The sequence below is a fragment of the Serratia sp. ME47 genome (assembly GCF_903970925.1).
GTDB lineage: Bacteria > Pseudomonadota > Gammaproteobacteria > Enterobacterales > Enterobacteriaceae > Serratia > Serratia ureilytica.
This window is the reverse complement of the sequence record NZ_CAJCKE010000002.1, coordinates 246,398-263,190: the sequence shown is the minus strand read 5'-3', so window position 1 is coordinate 263,190 and position 16,793 is coordinate 246,398. Positions and strand designations below refer to the sequence as shown.

At 59.7% G+C, this 16,793-nt stretch carries 11 protein-coding genes; 8 read left to right on the top strand and 3 right to left on the bottom strand.

All coding sequences use genetic code 11. The features are described from left to right. Window positions 1-81 precede the first annotated feature (81 nt). Window positions 82-948, top strand: a complete 867-nt coding sequence (locus tag H7A77_RS03395; RefSeq protein WP_182073822.1) for a helix-turn-helix domain-containing protein — start codon at window positions 82-84, stop codon at window positions 946-948. Here the strand turns inward: H7A77_RS03395 and H7A77_RS03390 are convergent. Together H7A77_RS03390 and H7A77_RS03385 are read right to left on the bottom strand one after the other, a co-directional pair. Next, a complete protein-coding gene (locus H7A77_RS03390; protein ID WP_182073821.1) occupies window positions 872-1,924 on the bottom strand; it encodes an XdhC family protein in 1,053 nt (350 codons plus the stop codon). The genes H7A77_RS03395 and H7A77_RS03390 overlap by 77 nt on opposite strands. 8 nt (window positions 1,925-1,932) lie before the next feature. Continuing rightward, window positions 1,933-2,517, bottom strand: coding sequence for an NTP transferase domain-containing protein (locus H7A77_RS03385; protein ID WP_164106414.1), 585 nt, complete (start codon window positions 2,515-2,517; stop codon window positions 1,933-1,935). A 208-nt stretch (window positions 2,518-2,725) separates the two neighbouring features. On the opposite strand from H7A77_RS03385, the gene H7A77_RS03380 reads away from it, so the two are divergent. The 3 genes from H7A77_RS03380 to H7A77_RS03370 are packed head-to-tail and all read left to right on the top strand — an operon-like array spanning window position 2,726 to window position 7,298. Beyond that, the gene (locus H7A77_RS03380; RefSeq protein WP_182073820.1) at window positions 2,726-5,515 is read left to right on the top strand and encodes a xanthine dehydrogenase family protein molybdopterin-binding subunit; all 2,790 of its coding nucleotides are present in this window, start codon (window positions 2,726-2,728) and stop codon (window positions 5,513-5,515) included. After that, window positions 5,512-6,066: a (2Fe-2S)-binding protein gene (locus tag H7A77_RS03375; RefSeq protein ID WP_163966480.1), complete on the top strand. Its 555-nt coding sequence runs from the start codon at window positions 5,512-5,514 to the stop codon at window positions 6,064-6,066. The genes H7A77_RS03380 and H7A77_RS03375 overlap by 4 nt, the downstream gene beginning before the upstream one ends. Next, the gene (locus tag H7A77_RS03370; RefSeq protein ID WP_182073819.1) at window positions 6,063-7,298 is read left to right on the top strand and encodes a cytochrome c; all 1,236 of its coding nucleotides are present in this window, start codon (window positions 6,063-6,065) and stop codon (window positions 7,296-7,298) included. Before H7A77_RS03375 ends, H7A77_RS03370 begins: the two co-directional genes overlap by 4 nt. 63 nt (window positions 7,299-7,361) lie before the next feature. Here H7A77_RS03370 and H7A77_RS03365 read toward each other — a convergent pair whose 3' ends face one another. Continuing rightward, entirely contained in the window at window positions 7,362-8,738 is a 1,377-nt protein-coding gene (locus H7A77_RS03365; RefSeq protein ID WP_004937488.1) for an amino acid permease, read from the bottom strand. A 631-nt stretch (window positions 8,739-9,369) separates the two neighbouring features. Between H7A77_RS03365 and pdhR the strand changes: the two genes are divergently transcribed. The 4 genes from pdhR (at window position 9,370) to lpdA (ending at window position 16,518) form a co-directional block, all read left to right on the top strand. Continuing rightward, window positions 9,370-10,134 (top strand): pyruvate dehydrogenase complex transcriptional repressor PdhR, encoded by a 765-nt coding sequence (gene pdhR, locus H7A77_RS03360; RefSeq protein ID WP_004937490.1) that lies wholly within the window; start codon window positions 9,370-9,372, stop codon window positions 10,132-10,134. A gap of 165 nt (window positions 10,135-10,299) precedes the next feature. Then, entirely contained in the window at window positions 10,300-12,963 is a 2,664-nt protein-coding gene (gene aceE, locus H7A77_RS03355; protein ID WP_033632104.1) for a pyruvate dehydrogenase (acetyl-transferring), homodimeric type, read from the top strand. A 13-nt stretch (window positions 12,964-12,976) separates the two neighbouring features. Next, window positions 12,977-14,860 carry a pyruvate dehydrogenase complex dihydrolipoyllysine-residue acetyltransferase gene (gene aceF / locus H7A77_RS03350; protein WP_182073818.1) on the top strand — a complete coding sequence of 628 codons (1,884 nt, stop codon included), beginning with the start codon at window positions 12,977-12,979 and terminating at the stop codon, window positions 14,858-14,860. A gap of 233 nt (window positions 14,861-15,093) precedes the next feature. Beyond that, on the top strand, window positions 15,094-16,518 hold the full coding sequence (gene lpdA / locus H7A77_RS03345) for a dihydrolipoyl dehydrogenase (RefSeq protein ID WP_033644926.1): 1,425 nt from the start codon (window positions 15,094-15,096) through the stop codon (window positions 16,516-16,518). Window positions 16,519-16,793 lie beyond the last annotated feature (275 nt).

Below are 16,793 nucleotides of genomic sequence, written 5' to 3'. Positions count from 1 at the left end.
GAGTTTTAACCTGTATACCCTACGCGGATAGCACTAAAATTCGACTAATGGAATATCGGTAACATAAGGTTCGGCAAGCACATGGGTACGCAGGAAAGTCACATCAGGGAATTGCTGGTCTGGATTGAAGACAACCTGACCAATCCGCTGTCGTTGGATATCGTTTCCGCCAAGTCAGGCTATACGAAATGGTACCTGCAGCGCATGTTCAAGAAGCAGACCGGATTGTCGTTAGCCTCCTACATCCGCGCTCGTCGCCTCTACCTCGCCGCCTTCGCCTTGCGCTTCACGCAGAAGAGCATTCTGGACATTTCGGTTGAATATCAATTCGATAATCAGCAGACGTTCTCGCGCTGTTTCAAGAAACACTTCGCCGAGTCGCCCAGCGTTTATCGTCATGCCCGCAAACAGGACTTCAGCAATCTGGTGCGTTCACTCGCGGCCAGCCAGCCCGGCGATATTGAGGTTGAACGCGTCAGCATCGCCAGAGGGCAATACGCTTTTCACGGCAAGCAGTACGCTTACCACCTGGACATAGAGAGGTTGGATAAGTCGCATCTGCCGCAGCGCAGCGCGCTGCGGGCGCAGTTTTACACCTTGTTGGGCGAGCGCCCGACGCAAACCTATTCGTTTACCCAACTGGTGCCGGACGGCGAGCGGGTCAGAGTCGACTATACCCTGGGCGTGACGACGGACTATCCGCTGCGTGAAGGCGTGGCGCTGGAGCCGCTGCCGGAGATCCACGGCGAGTTTTGCCGTTTTCGCTATTCCGGCAAGCCGGTGGCGCTCAATGATCACATCATTAAAATTTACACGCAGGTGCTGCCCGAAATGGGGCTGGCCCGCGCTGACGGGCCGGACATGACGGTGTTCAGCTATTCGCTGAGCGGGAAAGAGGAGCTGCATCTGGAGCTGCAGCATCTGGTGCCGGTGGTGCCGTTGCACTGATCCCGTCGGCGGCCGGCCGCCGGTTTTTCTGCTGCACGATCGCCGCCATCACCGCCAGGGCGATCTCCGCCGGCGTTTTGCTGCCCAGCGGCAGGCCGATCGGCGCATGGATGCGTTCCAACTCCTGCGGCGTGAATTCGGCAATCTGCTGCAACCGCTGGCGCCGCCGCGCGCTGTTTCTCAGCGATCCCATGGCGCCGATGTAAAACGCCGGAGTGTGGATCGCTTCCATCAGCGTCAGATCGTCCATACGCGGATCGTGGGTCAGCGCCACGACGGCGGTATTGGCGTGGCAACCGCCGTCCTCAATGAACTTGGCCGGAAACTGGCGCAGCAGCGTCACGCCCGGTTTTAACTCGGCGGCGAAGTTATCCAGCGCCTCCGGGCGATTCTCGCAAACCAGCACCTCAAACCCCAGCGTCACGGCGAAATCGGCGCAGTACAGCGCCACGCTGGACAGCCCGGCGATCAGCAGGCGCGGCGCGGCCGCGATATGCAGGGTAATCTGTTCGAGCCGGCGTTCCACCTGGGTGGCGCTGGTGAAATGACTCTGCTCGAGGCTGTGGCAGGCGTGGGGCAGCGTCAGGCGTTTGATCAGCGCGTGATGCCCTTCCAGCGCGCCGGCGATGCGTCGCAGGTAAGCGACGCTGGCTTCTCCCGCCGGCAGATACTCGATCAGCACGTCCAGCACGCCGCCGCACGGCAGCGCCACATTGGGCGTCATACCGCCTTCGCCGTAACGGATCACCTGGCTGGCCGCCTGATACTCCCCGGCGGCTACGCGGCGCAGAAAGTCCTCCTCCACGCACCCGCCCGACAACGAACCGCTGTAGCGGCCGTCGCGGGTCGCCGCCATCAGCGCGCCCGGCGAGCGCGGCGAAGAACCATAGGTGCTGAGGACGGTGCATAACCAGACCGGCTGGTGTTGCAGCCAGTTTATCGCCTGGCTGACCACGGTGACATCAAGATGTTGCATAGGTGAATTTACTCGCTGGCCGGAAGTTGCGATGGAAGATCAATATCCTGCACGACGCCGGGGTGCTCAAGCGGCAACAGGTGCACCGCTGTGCCTTGCAGCAGCCCACGGGCGCCATTATCGCCGCGCAGTTGGCAAAGTTGTTTGCGCAATAGGGCGGAAAAGCCGACCGGGTGACCGGGCTGTTGCGCATAGCTGGGGCGTACGATCGCGTGTTGCCGTAAGGCGCTCGCCACCTGCCGGAAGACATCGGCGCCGACGAACGGCATATCGGCCAGATGGATCAGCCAGCCTTGCCAGTGCGGCGTGGCCGCAACGCCTGCGGCGATCGAGTCGCCGAGGCCCGCGCTGGCGAGCAGGGTAACCGGCACCTGATTGGCGGCGCAGGCTGCCAGCACCGGCAGATTATCCGGACGGGTCACCACCTGCACCGGCAGCTCGGAAGCCAGCGCCTGGCGCAGGGTGTGTTCGAACAGCGAACGCCGCTCGCCCGCCGCATCGGCAAACCCGGCGTTCAGTTTGTTGCCCTGGCCGCCGGCCCGAATAAAGCGCTCCCCGCGTCCGGCGGCGGTAATAATGATGCCCGTGATCATGGTTCAAGCCCGCGTTTGCGCAAATTATTTATTAGCGTACAAACCTTATGTGTTTTGCAAATGTTTTTTTGTTGAAAACAGCCTGTTAATCATCACATAATTTTAGTTATAAGCATATGCTTATGACGTCTACGGCAAGGTCGTCAGCGTTTGCGCAACAACACCGCGAACAAAAACCAATTACAAGAAAGACGTGAAGGACTTATTTATGAGCAATTTCAACCCGTCGCGGCGTCGCTTTATCAAAAGCGCCGTGATTGCGGGGGTCTCCGTGTACCTCGCGCCCCTGTACAGCCGCGCCTACGCCGCGCTGTTCGAGCAAAAAATCCTCCAGTCGCCCAATTGGGATCCGCAGGCCAAGCGCGTGCGTTTCCGTATCGACGGCCGCGCCAAGGTCATGGGGCAGAAGGTGTTCGCGCGCGACATCCGCGCGGTGGACATGCCGCACTGGCCGCAGAAACAGGCGCACGCCTTCATTCTGCGCGTGACCAAGGCCGACCGGTTGTTCGAAGGGGTCGATCTGTCGCTGTTGGGGGACGATCTGCAGCCGGATCGCCTGGTGACGGCGGAAGATCTGGCGCGCGACGGCCTGGCCTTTCCGGCGTTCTACGGTGACGACATGCTGCTGCCGAGCGGCAAAACCCCGGCCTACCTCGGCCAGGCGGTGGCGATCCTGATCTATCACGACTTCGCCCGTTTCCGCTTCGCCAAGGACAAGCTGAAATTCCGCGAAGAAACCATCAAATACGGCGCGGTCACCGGCCCGCTGGAGCGCGATCCCTGGGGCAGCTTCCGCTATGTGCGGGTGGGGGGCGATCAGCCGTTCGACGACGATCGCTTCTCCAGCCTGAAGGACACGCCAATCTTCCCGGTATCGATGAAAAAACATCTGCCGGTGTGGCCGGAAGGGCGCGAGGGCGGCAAGCTGGATCAGGAAGGCATGCGCTATGCGGGCCTGATCGCCGACGAGATGGCAAACCCGCCGGCCGATTGGCTGGTGATGTCACGCCGCTACACCACGCAGTCGATCGACACCTCGGCGCTGGAGCCGGACAACGCCAACGGCTGGTTCGACGCGCAGACGCAAACCCTGCATCTGGTGGTGCCGACTCAGTCGCCGCAGGAAGTGGCCGACGAGATGCCGCGCATGCTGGCCAAGCGCAATCCGCCGGTGAAACAGCTGATCCTGCACCCGTGCTACACCGTGGGCTACGGCTCGAAAGACCACTACAACTTCCCGTATTACGGCGCGGTGGCGGCGATGTATGGCGACGGCCACCCGGTGCGCCTGGCCAACGATCGCTTCGAACAGTTCCAGACGGCGTTGAAGCGCCACGCGTTCGACATGAACTACCGCATCGCGGTGAATAAGCAGACCGGCGTCATGCAGTCGTTCCTCGGTGACATGACCGCGGACGGCGGCGGTCGCAGCAACTTTACCCCTTCAGTGGTGATGGTCGGCGCAACCGCCGCCCAGTCGATTTACTACTTCCCGAAAAGCGATCTGTCGTCGGTCGGGCTGGCTTCACGCGCCATCGACGCCGGTTCGGCGCGCGGTTACGGCACGCTGCAGAGCATGGCCGCCACCGAGATGATGGTGGATGAGTTGGCCGCCGAGCTGAAGATTGACCCGATCGAGTTCCGCCTGCGCAACGTGCTGAAATCCGGCATGAAAAACACCCAGGGGGCGATCCCGGCCGGTGCGATCCGCGCCGATGAAGTGCTGGAAAAGGCGGCGAAGCATGAGATATGGCTTAAGCGCGCCGAACGCAAGGCCGAGTTTGAGAGCCGCCATCCCGGCAAGCGCTATGGCGTCGGCTTCGGCTGCGTGCAGAAAGACTTCGGCACCGGGGCGGAAACCTCGTTCGCCCGGGTGGAGCTGAGCGAAGACGGCCGCATCACCCTGCATCACAGTGGCGCGGAGATGGGCACCGGCATGTCGACCTCGCAGTCGGTATTGTGCGCGCAGTGGCTGGGCAAACCGGCCGACGAAGCGCACTTCTCGGTCACCGACTGGTCGGTATTGCCGATGGTCACCAGCGGCGATCCTTACCTGATGTCGCAGGAAGAGCAGGATAAGCTGCAAACCAACCCCAACTGGACGCCGAGCTACTGTTCGCCTTCGAGCGCCAGCAACTCGGCCTATTACTTCTCGCACAGCACCCGCGAAGCGGCGCGCCTGATCTTCGATCACGGCCTGTGGCCGGCGGCGATGGCGCTGTGGCAGGCCGGTATCGGCGGCGGCCAGGCGGCGCCGCTGGTGGTGCGGCGCGAAGATGCGCGTTGGGTCGAAGGCGGCCTGACGGCGGCGGGCATGTCGGTGCTGAGCCTCGAGCTGCTGGCCAAGACGGCTTATCAGATGGGCGGCGTCACCGGCGCGGCGGTGCATGTGTTCAACCGCTGGCAGTGGGCGGAGGCCGATTTCACGTTGAACGGCAAAAGCGAACGCCTGCCGATCGACGGCATGGCGCTGCGCAACGCCGGCGGCGAATTCAAACCGTTGGCGCGCGGGCAGGTCTACTACCCGCCGACCCAGCGCAACAATGCGGCGGTGACCTACTACAGCGCCGTCGGCACGCTGGCGGAAGTGGCGGTGGATATCGCCACCGGCCAGGTGGAATTGCTGAATCACCACTCGATCATGGAGTGTGGCAACCTGATCGTGCCGGAACTGGTTTCCGGCCAACTGCAGGGCGGGCTGGCGATGGGCATCGGCCATGCGCTGCACGAATATTTACCGCTGTACGAAGACGGCCCGGGCAACGGCACCTGGAACTTCAACCGTTACCACCTGCCGCGCGCCAGCGACGTGGCGGTATGGAAACAGAGCGGCGACATCCTGCCGGCGCTGTCGGAAACCGATCCGCCGAAAGGCATGGCGGAAGTGGTGATGATCCCGATCGTGGCCGCACTGGTCAACGCCATTGCCGACGCCACCGGCCACCGTTTCCGTGATTTGCCCGTTCGTGCAGAAAATATTCGTGAGGTATTACAATGAGCATTAAAACCCAGCCGATTTCCCTGACCATCAACGAGAAACAGTACGGCCCGATCGAGGTGCCGGAAGGCTTGATGATGATCGATTTCCTGCACGAGTATCTCGATTTGACCGGTTCGCGCCTCGGCTGCGGGCAGGGCATTTGCCACGCCTGCGTGGCTATTGTCGATCACCCGAGCGGCACCAGCGAAGAGGTGCGCACCTGCATCACCGGCGCGCATTTCTTCAACGGCAAGAAAGTGCGCACCGTCGAAGGCCACGCCAGGGTGGACGAACAGGGGGAGGTGGTTGAGCTGTCGCCGATCCAGCAGGCGTTTCTGGAGCACTACAGCTTCCAGTGCGGCTACTGCACGCCAGGCTTCGTCAACGCCGCCACCATCTTCGTGGAAAAGCTCAAGCGTGAGCCGATCGCCCGCGATCAGCTGGAGAGCGCCATCGAGCAGGCGCTGGACAGCCACATCTGCCGCTGCACCGGCTACGTGCGCTACTACGAAGCGGTGCGCGACGTGGTGCTGAAAACGCCGGGCCTGCTGAAGGAGACGGCGCAATGAAAAAACGTCTCGCAGTGTTGATTGTGCTGGTGGCGATCGTGGTGATTGCGCTGTTGTGGTGGCGGGAAAACCGCCGTTACGACGGCCCGGTGCAGCAGGTGACTGCCAGCGCCGAACAGATCGCGCGCGGCCGCTATCTGGCGCAGGCCGCCGACTGCGCCGCCTGCCATACCGCCAGCGGCGGGGCGCCGTTGGCCGGCGGCTATCCGCTGGACACGCCGTTCGGCACGATTTACGGCAGCAACCTGACGCCGTCGGCCGACCACGGCATCGGTCGCTGGAGCAAGGACGACTTCTTCCTGGCGCTGACGCAGGGCGTGGCGCCGGGCGGACGGCACCTGTACCCGGCGATGCCTTACACCTCGTACAAGGGCATTTCGCGTCAGGACGCCGATGACATCTACGCTTACCTGATGACGCGCCCGGCGGTGGACGTGGCCATTCCGGCCAACGACATGCCGTTCCCGTTCAACCAGCGCATGGCGCTGATCGGCTGGAATCTGCTGTTCCGCAGCCAGGATCCGCTGCCGGCCAGTTCGCAGGGCAGCTCGCCGCAATGGCAGCGCGGCCGCTATCTGGCCGACGTGCTGGGCCACTGTGGCGAATGCCACACGCCGCGCGGCGCGCTGGGACAGATGGATCTCGGCAAGCCGATGCAGGGCGGCGATCTCGGCCGCTTCATGGCACCGGACATTACGCCGCGCGGTCTGGCGCAGCGCGGCTGGACGCCGCAGGACGTCAGCCGCTTCCTCGGCACCGGCCTCGCGCCGCAGGGTTCGGCCTTCAGTGAGATGCATATGGTGGTGGATCTCAGCACCCGTCATTTGACGCCGGAAGACCATCAGGCGCTGGCGCTGTATCTGATGGGCGAGCAGCCGCCGGCGGCAGTGCCGGTGAAAATGGGGCAGGGCAGCGATGCCGGGCGCATGACCTATCTGGATCAGTGCGCCGGCTGCCATGCGCGCGAAGGCGAAGGCAAACCGCACGTCGCACCGGCGATGCGCGATAACGCCACGCTGCGCCAGGCGGACGGCAAGAACCTGATCGTGTCGGTGCTGGACGGCCTGCCGGCCCAGCAGTTCCCGAACGGTGAAAGCATGCAGAGCATGCCGGGCTTCGGCGAGCGTCTGAGCGATGCCGACGTGGCGGAACTGGTAAACTACCTGCGGGTGACCTGGGGCGGTTTGCCGGCGGACGTCACCGCCGAGCAGGTGAAAGCGCTGCGCAAGTAAGCGGCGTACAGACGAAAAAAATGGCCCGCATCTGCGGGCCATTTTATTGCGCGGTCACGCGATTCAACGGCTGGTGACGCCGTCGACACGTTGGCTGCGCTGTTTGATGGCGTAACCGACGGCCAGGATCGCCACCCATACCGGGATCAGCAGCACCGAGATTTGAATGCCCGGCGTCAGGTACATGATCACCAGGATGCCGGCCATGAACAGCAGGCACAGGTAGTTGCTGAACGGGTACCAGAACGCTTTAAACTTCGGCACCACGCCTTCGCGGTTTTTGGCTGCGCGGAATTTCAGGTGCGCCAGGCTGATCATCGCCCAGTTGATCACCAGCGCCGATACCACTAACGCCATCAGCAGTTCGAAGGCGCGGCCCGGGATCAGGTAGTTAATCAGCACGCACAGCGCGGTGGCGAGGGCGGAAATGCCGATGGCCACCACCGGCACGCCGCGGCCGTCGACCTTCAGCAGGCTTTTCGGGCCGTTGCCCTGCTGCGCCAAGCCGTACAGCATGCGGCTGTTGCAGTAGACGCAGCTGTTGTAGACCGACAGCGCGGCGGTGAGCACCACGATGTTCAGCACGGTCGCCACCAGGTTGCTGTTCAGCGCGTGGAAGATCAGCACGAACGGGCTGCCGCCTTCAACCACTTTGCCCCACGGGTACAGCGACAACAGAATGGCCAGTGAACCGATATAGAAGATCAGGATGCGGTAGATCACCTGATTGGTGGCTTTCGGAATGCTTTTTTGCGGGTTGTCGGCTTCGGCGGCGGTGATGCCGACCAGCTCGAGGCCGCCGAAGGAGAACATGATCACCGCCATCGCCATCACCAGGCCCATGACGCCGTTCGGGAAGAACCCGCCCTGTGCCCACAGGTTGGTGACGGTGGCTTCCGGGCCGCCCATGCCGCTGAACAGCAGGTAGGCGCCGAACACGATCATGCCGATAATCGCCACCACTTTGATGATGGCGAACCAGAACTCCATCTCGCCGTAAACTTTCACGTTGGCCAGGTTGATGGCGTTGATCGCCAGGAAGAATACCGCGGCGGAAACCCAGGTGGGGATCTCCGGCCACCAGTACTGTACGTAGATGCCGACCGCCGTCAGCTCCGCCATCGCCACCAGGACATACAGCACCCAATAGTTCCAGCCGGAGGCGAAGCCGGCGAAGTTGCCCCAGTATTTGTAGGCGAAGTGGCTGAAGGAACCGGCGACCGGCTCTTCCACCACCATTTCCCCCAGCTGGCGCATGATCAGAAACGCGATGAAGCCGCCGATGGCGTAGCCGAGAAGCACTGACGGGCCGGCCATTTTTATTGTTTGAGCGATACCGAGAAATAACCCGGTGCCGATTGCGCCACCTAAGGCGATGAGCTGAATATGGCGGTTTTTCAGGCCGCGCTTCAGCTGGTCACCATGCTGTTGACCATCCATCAATCTAACCCTCTGTCGTTGTGAATGCCCACCTGCCTGTAAAGCAGTGGTTACGATGTGTGTTTTGTTTTATTTACGGCGTTATAGCTATTAATTCCACGGCGCCGCTACCGTTTGGCAGAGAATAATGTTATGCGCGTCGGTTTGCACCTGCTTTGTCGTGTGAGTGATTAAGATTGCAGCAGTTTAGGAAACAAAATGCGGGTTGTGTGACGGCAGGGGGGATTCAGTGCATGAAATAAGCAACAAATCACATAATGCGCAAAAATAACGTAGATCTGAACGGTGGGTCGCGTTCAAATAATGAACGAACCGCCGTTGCGCTGCTCGCCAAATAGCCATTCATTAAAGCGTAATAACCATGCAATAAAACTCGGGCAAAAAGTTTGCACTCTGCCTTGCGTAAGGTTTGGTAAAAGTTAAATCCCCAACCCGCCGCGTAAATGGTAATACCATCACGGCGTTACCGGTTTGCAGCGGGGTTTTCAGCGGGGTGTTAAAATGTGCGGGTAACCTGATTTCGATCAAGGCCCGTATGGACAGGAGGTGAATACTTTGTTACTTTACCGTCACGTTTTTGAAATTGGTATTACCAATTGACTCCGCGCCATTCGCAGAGAAGAATTCACTCATGGCCTACAGCAAAATCCGCCAACCCAAGTTGTCAGATGTTATCGAGCAACAGCTCGAATACCTGATCCTCGAGGGGACACTGCGCCCAGGCGAAAAACTGCCTCCGGAGCGCGAGCTGGCGAAACAATTTGATGTCTCCCGTCCTTCTCTGAGAGAGGCCATTCAGCGCCTTGAAGCGAAAGGGCTGCTCCTGCGCCGTCAGGGCGGCGGCACCTTCGTGCAAACTAATCTGTGGCAGAGCTTCAGCGATCCGCTGGCCGAGCTGCTGGCCGACCATCCCGAATCACAGTTCGATCTGCTGGAAACCCGTCACGCGCTGGAAGGCATTGCCGCCTATTACGCGGCGCTGCGCGGCACCGATGAAGATCTGGCGCGCATCCGCGATTGCCATATCGTGATTCAACAGGCTCAAGACAGCGGCGATCTCGACGCCGAAGCCGATGCGGTCATGCAGTATCAAATCGCCGTGACTGAAGCCGCTCACAACGTTGTGTTACTTCACCTGCTACGCTGCATGGGGCCGATGCTGGAACAGAACGTGCGTCAGAACTTTGAATTGCTCTACTCGCGCCGTGAGATGTTGGCAAAAGTGAGCAGCCACCGCGCCGGAATTTTTGAGGCGATTGTGGCACGCGAGCCGGAAAAGGCCCGTGAAGCCTCGCATCGCCACTTGGCGTTTATCGAGGAAATCTTGCTGGATCTCAGCCGGGAGCATACTCGGCGCGAGAGATCGCTGCGGCGTCTCCAGCAACGCAAGGATTAAGAGCTGTCCTCTTCAGGGTACACCAGCCTGCGGGGGTTAAGTTCGAGGTACTTAGTTAAGTACTTAAGCGGCAACTAAACTGATGGGCCTGTCTTCGTGTGTTTTTTCACAGAGCACAGGAAGACAGGCTCCAAACAAACCATTAGACAGATAAGGAATACCACCATGTCAGAACGTTTAAACAATGACGTGGATCCGATCGAAACCCGCGACTGGCTGCAGGCGATCGAATCGGTCATCCGTGAAGAGGGTGTTGAGCGAGCTCAGTTTCTGATTGATCAGGTATTGGGAGAAGCCCGCAAAGGCGGCGTTAACGTTGCGGCCGGTGCTGCAGCGCACAACTACGTCAACACCATCGCGGTAGAAGACGAACCGGCTTACCCAGGCAACCTGGATCTGGAACGCCGCATTCGCTCTGCGATCCGTTGGAACGCGATCATGACCGTTCTGCGCGCATCCAAGAAAGACCTGGAGCTGGGCGGCCACATGGCTTCCTTCCAGTCTTCCGCGACCTTCTATGAAGTCTGCTTTAACCACTTCTTCCGCGCACGCAACGAGAAAGACGGCGGCGACCTGGTCTACTTCCAGGGCCATATCTCTCCGGGCGTTTACGCGCGCGCCTTCCTTGAAGGCCGCCTGACCGAAGAACAGATGAACAACTTCCGTCAGGAAGTGCACGGCAACGGCCTGTCCTCTTACCCGCATCCTAAGTTGATGCCGGAATTCTGGCAGTTCCCGACCGTATCCATGGGCCTGGGCCCAATCAGCGCCATCTATCAGGCGAAGTTCCTGAAATACCTGGAACACCGCGGCCTGAAAGACACCTCTGAGCAGACCGTTTACGCCTTCCTGGGCGACGGTGAGATGGATGAGCCGGAATCCAAAGGCGCCATCACCATCGCCACCCGCGAGAAGCTGGACAACCTGGTGTTCGTCATCAACTGCAACCTGCAGCGCCTGGACGGCCCGGTCACCGGTAACGGCAAGATCATCAACGAACTGGAAGGCATCTTCTCCGGCGCAGGCTGGCAGGTGCTGAAAGTGATCTGGGGCGGCCGTTGGGACGAGCTGCTGCGCAAAGACACCAGCGGTAAACTGGTTCAGCTGATGAACGAGACCCTGGACGGCGACTACCAGACCTTCAAATCCAAAGACGGCGCTTACGTGCGCGAGCACTTCTTCGGCCGTTACCCGGAAACCGCGGCGCTGGTCAAAGACATGACCGACGACGAAATCTGGGCGCTGAACCGTGGTGGTCACGATCCGAAGAAAATCTTCGCTGCACTGAAAAAAGCGCAGGACACCAAAGGCAAACCGACCGTTATCCTGGCTCACACCATCAAAGGTTACGGCATGGGTGAAACCGCGGAAGGTAAAAACATCGCTCACCAGGTGAAAAAAATGAACATGGAAGGGGTTCACCACTTCCGCGATCGTTTCAACGTGCCGGTTGCCGATGCTGACATCGAAAAACTGCCGTACATCACCTTCGAGAAAGATTCCGAAGAGTACAAATACCTGCACGAACGTCGCCAGGCTCTGAAAGGCTATGTGCCTACCCGTCTGCCGGAGTTCACCCAGAAGCTGGAAATGCCGGCGCTGGAAGATTTCAGCTCGCTGCTGGAAGAGCAGAACAAAGAGATCTCCACCACTATCGCTTTCGTGCGTGCCCTGAACGTGATGCTGAAGAACAAGTCGATCAAAGATCGCCTGGTGCCAATCATCGCCGACGAAGCGCGTACCTTCGGTATGGAAGGTCTGTTCCGTCAGATCGGTATCTACAGCCCGAACGGCCAGCAGTACACCCCGCAGGACCGTGAGCAGGTTGCTTACTACAAAGAAGACGAGAAAGGCCAAATCCTGCAGGAAGGCATCAACGAACTGGGCGCAGCCTCTTCCTGGCTGGCCGCAGCGACGTCCTACAGCACCAACGATCTGCCGATGATTCCGTTCTACATCTACTACTCGATGTTCGGTTTCCAACGCATCGGCGACCTGTGCTGGGCAGCGGGCGACCAACAGGCGCGCGGCTTCCTGATCGGCGGGACCTCGGGCCGTACTACCCTGAACGGCGAAGGTCTGCAGCACGAAGATGGCCACAGCCACATTCAGTCTCTGACCATCCCTAACTGCATCTCTTACGATCCGGCTTACGCGTACGAAGTGGCGGTCATCATGCACGACGGTCTGGTGCGCATGTATGGCGACAACCCGGAAAACGTGTACTACTACCTGACCACGCTGAACGAAAACTACCACATGCCTGCGATGCCGCAGGGTGCGGAAGAAGGTATCCGCAAGGGTATCTACAAGCTGGAAACGCTGGAAGGCAGCAAAGGCAAGGTGCAGCTGCTGGGCTCCGGCGCCATCCTGCGCCACGTGCGCGAAGCTGCGCAGATCCTGGCGAAGGACTACGGCGTGGGTTCCGACACCTACAGCGTGACCTCGTTCACCGAACTGGCGCGCGACGGCCAGGATTGCGAGCGTTGGAACATGCTGCACCCAACCGAAGCGCCACGCGTGCCTTACATCGCTCAGGTGATGAACGACGCGCCGGCGGTAGCCTCTACCGACTACATGAAACTGTTCGCCGAACAGGTTCGTACTTATGTGCCGGCCAGCGATTATCGCGTACTGGGCACCGACGGCTTCGGTCGTTCGGACAGCCGCGAAAACCTGCGTCACCACTTCGAAGTCGATGCGTCCTACGTGGTGGTTGCTGCTCTGGGTGAACTGGCTAAACGCGGTGAGATCGAAGCTTCCGTGGTTGCTGATGCAATCAAGAAATTCGACATCAACCCGGAAAAAGTTAACCCGCGTCTGGCCTAAGAGGTACTGAATAATGTCTATCGAAATCAACGTACCGGACATCGGTGCAGATGAAGTCGAAATCACCGAGATTCTGGTGAAGGTCGGCGATAAAGTTGAAGCGGAACAATCGCTGATCACCGTGGAAGGCGACAAGGCTTCCATGGAAGTGCCCTCCCCGCAGGCGGGCGTGGTGAAAGAGATCAAAGTGGCGGTCGGCGATAAAACCGAAACCGGCAAACTGATCATGATCTTCGAAGCGGCAGGCGCAGCGGAAGCTGCACCGGCGGCGAAAGCGGAAGAAAAACCGGCAGCAGCAGCAGCTGCCCCGGCTACCGCTGCGGCCAAAGACGTTGCCGTGCCGGATATCGGCGCCGACGAAGTCGAAGTGACCGAGCTCCTGGTGAAAGTGGGCGATAAGGTGGAAGCCGAGCAGTCCCTGATCACTGTGGAAGGCGACAAGGCTTCCATGGAAGTCCCTGCGCCGTTCGCGGGCACCGTGAAAGAGATCAAGATCGCGACCGGCGACAAAGTGAAAACCGGTTCCCTGATCATGGTGTTCGAAGTGGCCGGCGCCGCTTCCGCTGCGGCCCCGGCTGCGGCGCAAGCACCGGCTGCCGCTGCAGCGCCTGCGGCCTCTGCGGCTAAAGACGTCGCCGTGCCGGATATCGGCGGTGACGAAGTCGAAGTGACCGAGGTGATGGTCAAGGTGGGCGACAAGGTTGCCGCCGAGCAGTCTCTGATCACCGTGGAAGGCGACAAGGCCTCCATGGAAGTGCCAGCGCCGTTCGCGGGCACCGTGAAAGAGATCAAGATCGCGACCGGCGACAAAGTGAAAACCGGCTCCCTGATCATGGTGTTCGAAGTGGAAGGCGCTGCGCCTGCCGCTGCCGCCGCTCCAGCCGCTAAAGCGGACGCTGCTCCGGCGCCGGCCGCCGCTAAAGCCGCCGCTCCGGCTGCGAAAGCTGAAGACAAAGGCGAGTTCGCCGAGAACGCGGCCTACGTGCACGCGACTCCGGTCATTCGTCGTCTGGCGCGTGAATTCGGCGTTAACCTGGCGAAAGTGAAAGGCACCGGTCGTAAAGGCCGCATCCTGCGCGAAGACGTTCAGGCTTACGTGAAAGACGCGGTGAAACGCGCTGAAGCGGCCCCGGCTGCTGCCGGCGGCGGTCTGCCAGGCATGCTGCCATGGCCGAAAGTGGACTTCAGCAAGTTCGGCGAGATCGAAGAAGTCGAAATGGGCCGCATCCAGAAGATCTCTGGCGCGAACCTGAGCCGCAACTGGGTGATGATCCCGCACGTGACTCACTTCGACAAAACCGACATCACCGATCTGGAAGCGTTCCGCAAGCAGCAGAACGAAGAAGCGGCCAAGCGCAAGCTGGACGTGAAGTTCACGCCTGTCGTGTTCATCATGAAAGCTGTCGCTGCCGCTCTGGAGCAGATGCCGCGCTTCAACAGCTCGCTGTCCGAAGACGGTCAGAAGCTGACGCTGAAGAAATACATCAACATCGGCGTGGCGGTAGATACCCCGAACGGCCTGGTGGTTCCGGTGTTCAAGGACGTGAACAAGAAGAGCATCACCGAGCTGTCTCGCGAGCTGATGACCATCTCCAAGAAAGCGCGCGACGGCAAGCTGACCGCGGGCGAGATGCAGGGCGGCTGCTTCACCATCTCCAGCCTGGGCGGCATCGGGACAACTCACTTCGCGCCGATCGTCAACGCGCCGGAAGTGGCTATCCTGGGCGTCTCCAAGTCTGCGATGGAGCCGGTCTGGAACGGTAAAGAGTTCATGCCGCGCCTGATGATGCCGATGTCGCTGTCCTTCGACCACCGCGTTATCGACGGTGCCGATGGTGCGCGCTTCATCACCATCATCAACAACATGTTGTCCGACATTCGCCGTCTGGTGATGTAATGCAAAAGGGGCGCAGCATGCTGCGCCCCTGACGATTCTGTAGCAGTTTTGTCGGATTTTGCATAACTCGACAAAATTGTTGAGACACGGGTCACTCGAACACGCTTTGCAGATTATTAACAATTCTGTAAACTGCTCGCGGTGTAAGCGTCCCGGTGGATGAAGGGCGTTATGAGATCGATTAGCAATAAAAATGACGTCTGACCCGCCGGACAATCAATTAAGAGGTCATGATGAGTACTGAAATTAAAACTCAGGTCGTGGTACTTGGGGCGGGCCCGGCAGGTTACTCTGCAGCCTTTCGTTGCGCTGACTTAGGTCTTGAAACCGTTCTGGTTGAACGTTATTCCACTCTGGGCGGGGTTTGCCTGAACGTGGGATGTATCCCTTCCAAAGCACTGCTGCACGTTGCCAAAGTGATCGAAGAAGCCAAAGCGCTGGCCGAACACGGCATCGTTTTCGGCGAGCCGAAAACCGACATCGACAAAGTGCGCGTCTGGAAAGAAAAAGTCATCACTCAGCTGACCGGCGGTCTGGCTGGCATGGCGAAAGGCCGTAAAGTGAAAGTGGTCAACGGCCTGGGCAAGTTCACCGGCGCTAACACCCTGGTTGTTGAAGGCGAAAACGGCCCAACCACCATCAACTTCGACAACGCCATCATCGCTGCAGGTTCTCGTCCGATCCAACTGCCATTCATTCCTCATGAAGATCCACGCGTGTGGGATTCTACCGATGCGCTGGCGCTGAAAACCGTCCCAGAGCGTCTGCTGGTTATGGGCGGCGGCATCATCGGCCTGGAAATGGGCACCGTATACCATGCGCTGGGTTCACAGATCGACGTCGTTGAAATGTTCGATCAGGTTATCCCGGCGGCAGATAAAGACGTGGTGAAAGTCTTCACCAAACGTATCAGCAAGCAGTTCAACCTGATGCTGGAAACCAAAGTGACCGCGGTAGAAGCCAAAGAAGACGGCATCTACGTCACGATGGAAGGTAAAAAAGCGCCGGCAGAGCCACAGCGTTACGACGCGGTGCTGGTGGCGATCGGCCGCGTGCCGAACGGCAAACTGCTGGATGCCGGCAAAGCCGGTGTTGAAGTTGACGAGCGTGGCTTCATCAACGTCGACAAACAGCTGCGCACCAACGTGCCGCACATCTTCGCCATCGGCGACATCGTCGGTCAGCCGATGCTGGCGCACAAAGGCGTGCACGAAGGCCACGTCGCCGCAGAAGTTATCGCCGGCATGAAGCACTACTTCGATCCGAAAGTGATCCCATCCATCGCTTACACCGAGCCGGAAGTGGCGTGGGTGGGTCTGACCGAGAAAGAAGCGAAAGAGAAAGGCATCAGCTACGAAACCTCCACCTTCCCGTGGGCGGCTTCCGGCCGTGCGATCGCTTCCGACTGTGCAGACGGCATGACCAAACTGATCTTCGACAAAGAAACTCACCGCATCATCGGTGGCGCGATTGTCGGCACCAACGGCGGCGAGCTGCTGGGTGAAATCGGTCTGGCTATCGAGATGGGCTGCGACGCGGAAGACATCGCGCTGACCATCCACGCTCACCCGACCCTGCACGAATCCGTGGGCCTGGCGGCGGAAATCTACGAAGGCAGCATCACCGATCTGCCTAACCCGAAAGCCAAGAAGAAGTAATTCTGCTGGTTTGACCGGTTAACAAGCGGCTCCTGAGAAGGGGCCGTTTTTTTTTGCTCAGATGCAGAACGCGGTTTTTTGTGGCCGCTGCGCCAAATTCCGATCCTCATGCTTATATCCGTTTTAATTATGTGGATATAATGCCCTGTTTGTCCGGCAGCCGATTACGCTGCGCTCAACGATTCAGCAAAGATTTAATGTTGCTTTTATGTGAACGAATTAACAACCGTTTCAAATCCTGATATGCTGGCTGAGCGGAACCGGGCACTGTACCT

Excerpts from the sequence above, each read along its gene's own strand:
- H7A77_RS03385 (WP_164106414.1), bottom strand. The coding sequence starts at position 2,517 with ATGATCACGGGCATCATTATTACCGCCGCCGGACGCGGGGAGCGCTTT.
- H7A77_RS03365 (WP_004937488.1), bottom strand. The coding sequence starts at position 8,738 with ATGGATGGTCAACAGCATGGTGACCAGCTGAAGCGCGGCCTGAAAAAC.
- H7A77_RS03375 (WP_163966480.1), top strand. The coding sequence starts at position 5,512 with ATGAGCATTAAAACCCAGCCGATTTCCCTGACCATCAACGAGAAACAG.
- H7A77_RS03390 (WP_182073821.1), bottom strand. The coding sequence starts at position 1,924 with ATGCAACATCTTGATGTCACCGTGGTCAGCCAGGCGATAAACTGGCTG.
- lpdA (WP_033644926.1), top strand. The coding sequence starts at position 15,094 with ATGAGTACTGAAATTAAAACTCAGGTCGTGGTACTTGGGGCGGGCCCG.
- H7A77_RS03370 (WP_182073819.1), top strand. The coding sequence starts at position 6,063 with ATGAAAAAACGTCTCGCAGTGTTGATTGTGCTGGTGGCGATCGTGGTG.
- H7A77_RS03380 (WP_182073820.1), top strand. The coding sequence starts at position 2,726 with ATGAGCAATTTCAACCCGTCGCGGCGTCGCTTTATCAAAAGCGCCGTG.
- aceF (WP_182073818.1), top strand. The coding sequence starts at position 12,977 with ATGTCTATCGAAATCAACGTACCGGACATCGGTGCAGATGAAGTCGAA.
- pdhR (WP_004937490.1), top strand. The coding sequence starts at position 9,370 with ATGGCCTACAGCAAAATCCGCCAACCCAAGTTGTCAGATGTTATCGAG.
- H7A77_RS03395 (WP_182073822.1), top strand. The coding sequence starts at position 82 with ATGGGTACGCAGGAAAGTCACATCAGGGAATTGCTGGTCTGGATTGAA.
- aceE (WP_033632104.1), top strand. The coding sequence starts at position 10,300 with ATGTCAGAACGTTTAAACAATGACGTGGATCCGATCGAAACCCGCGAC.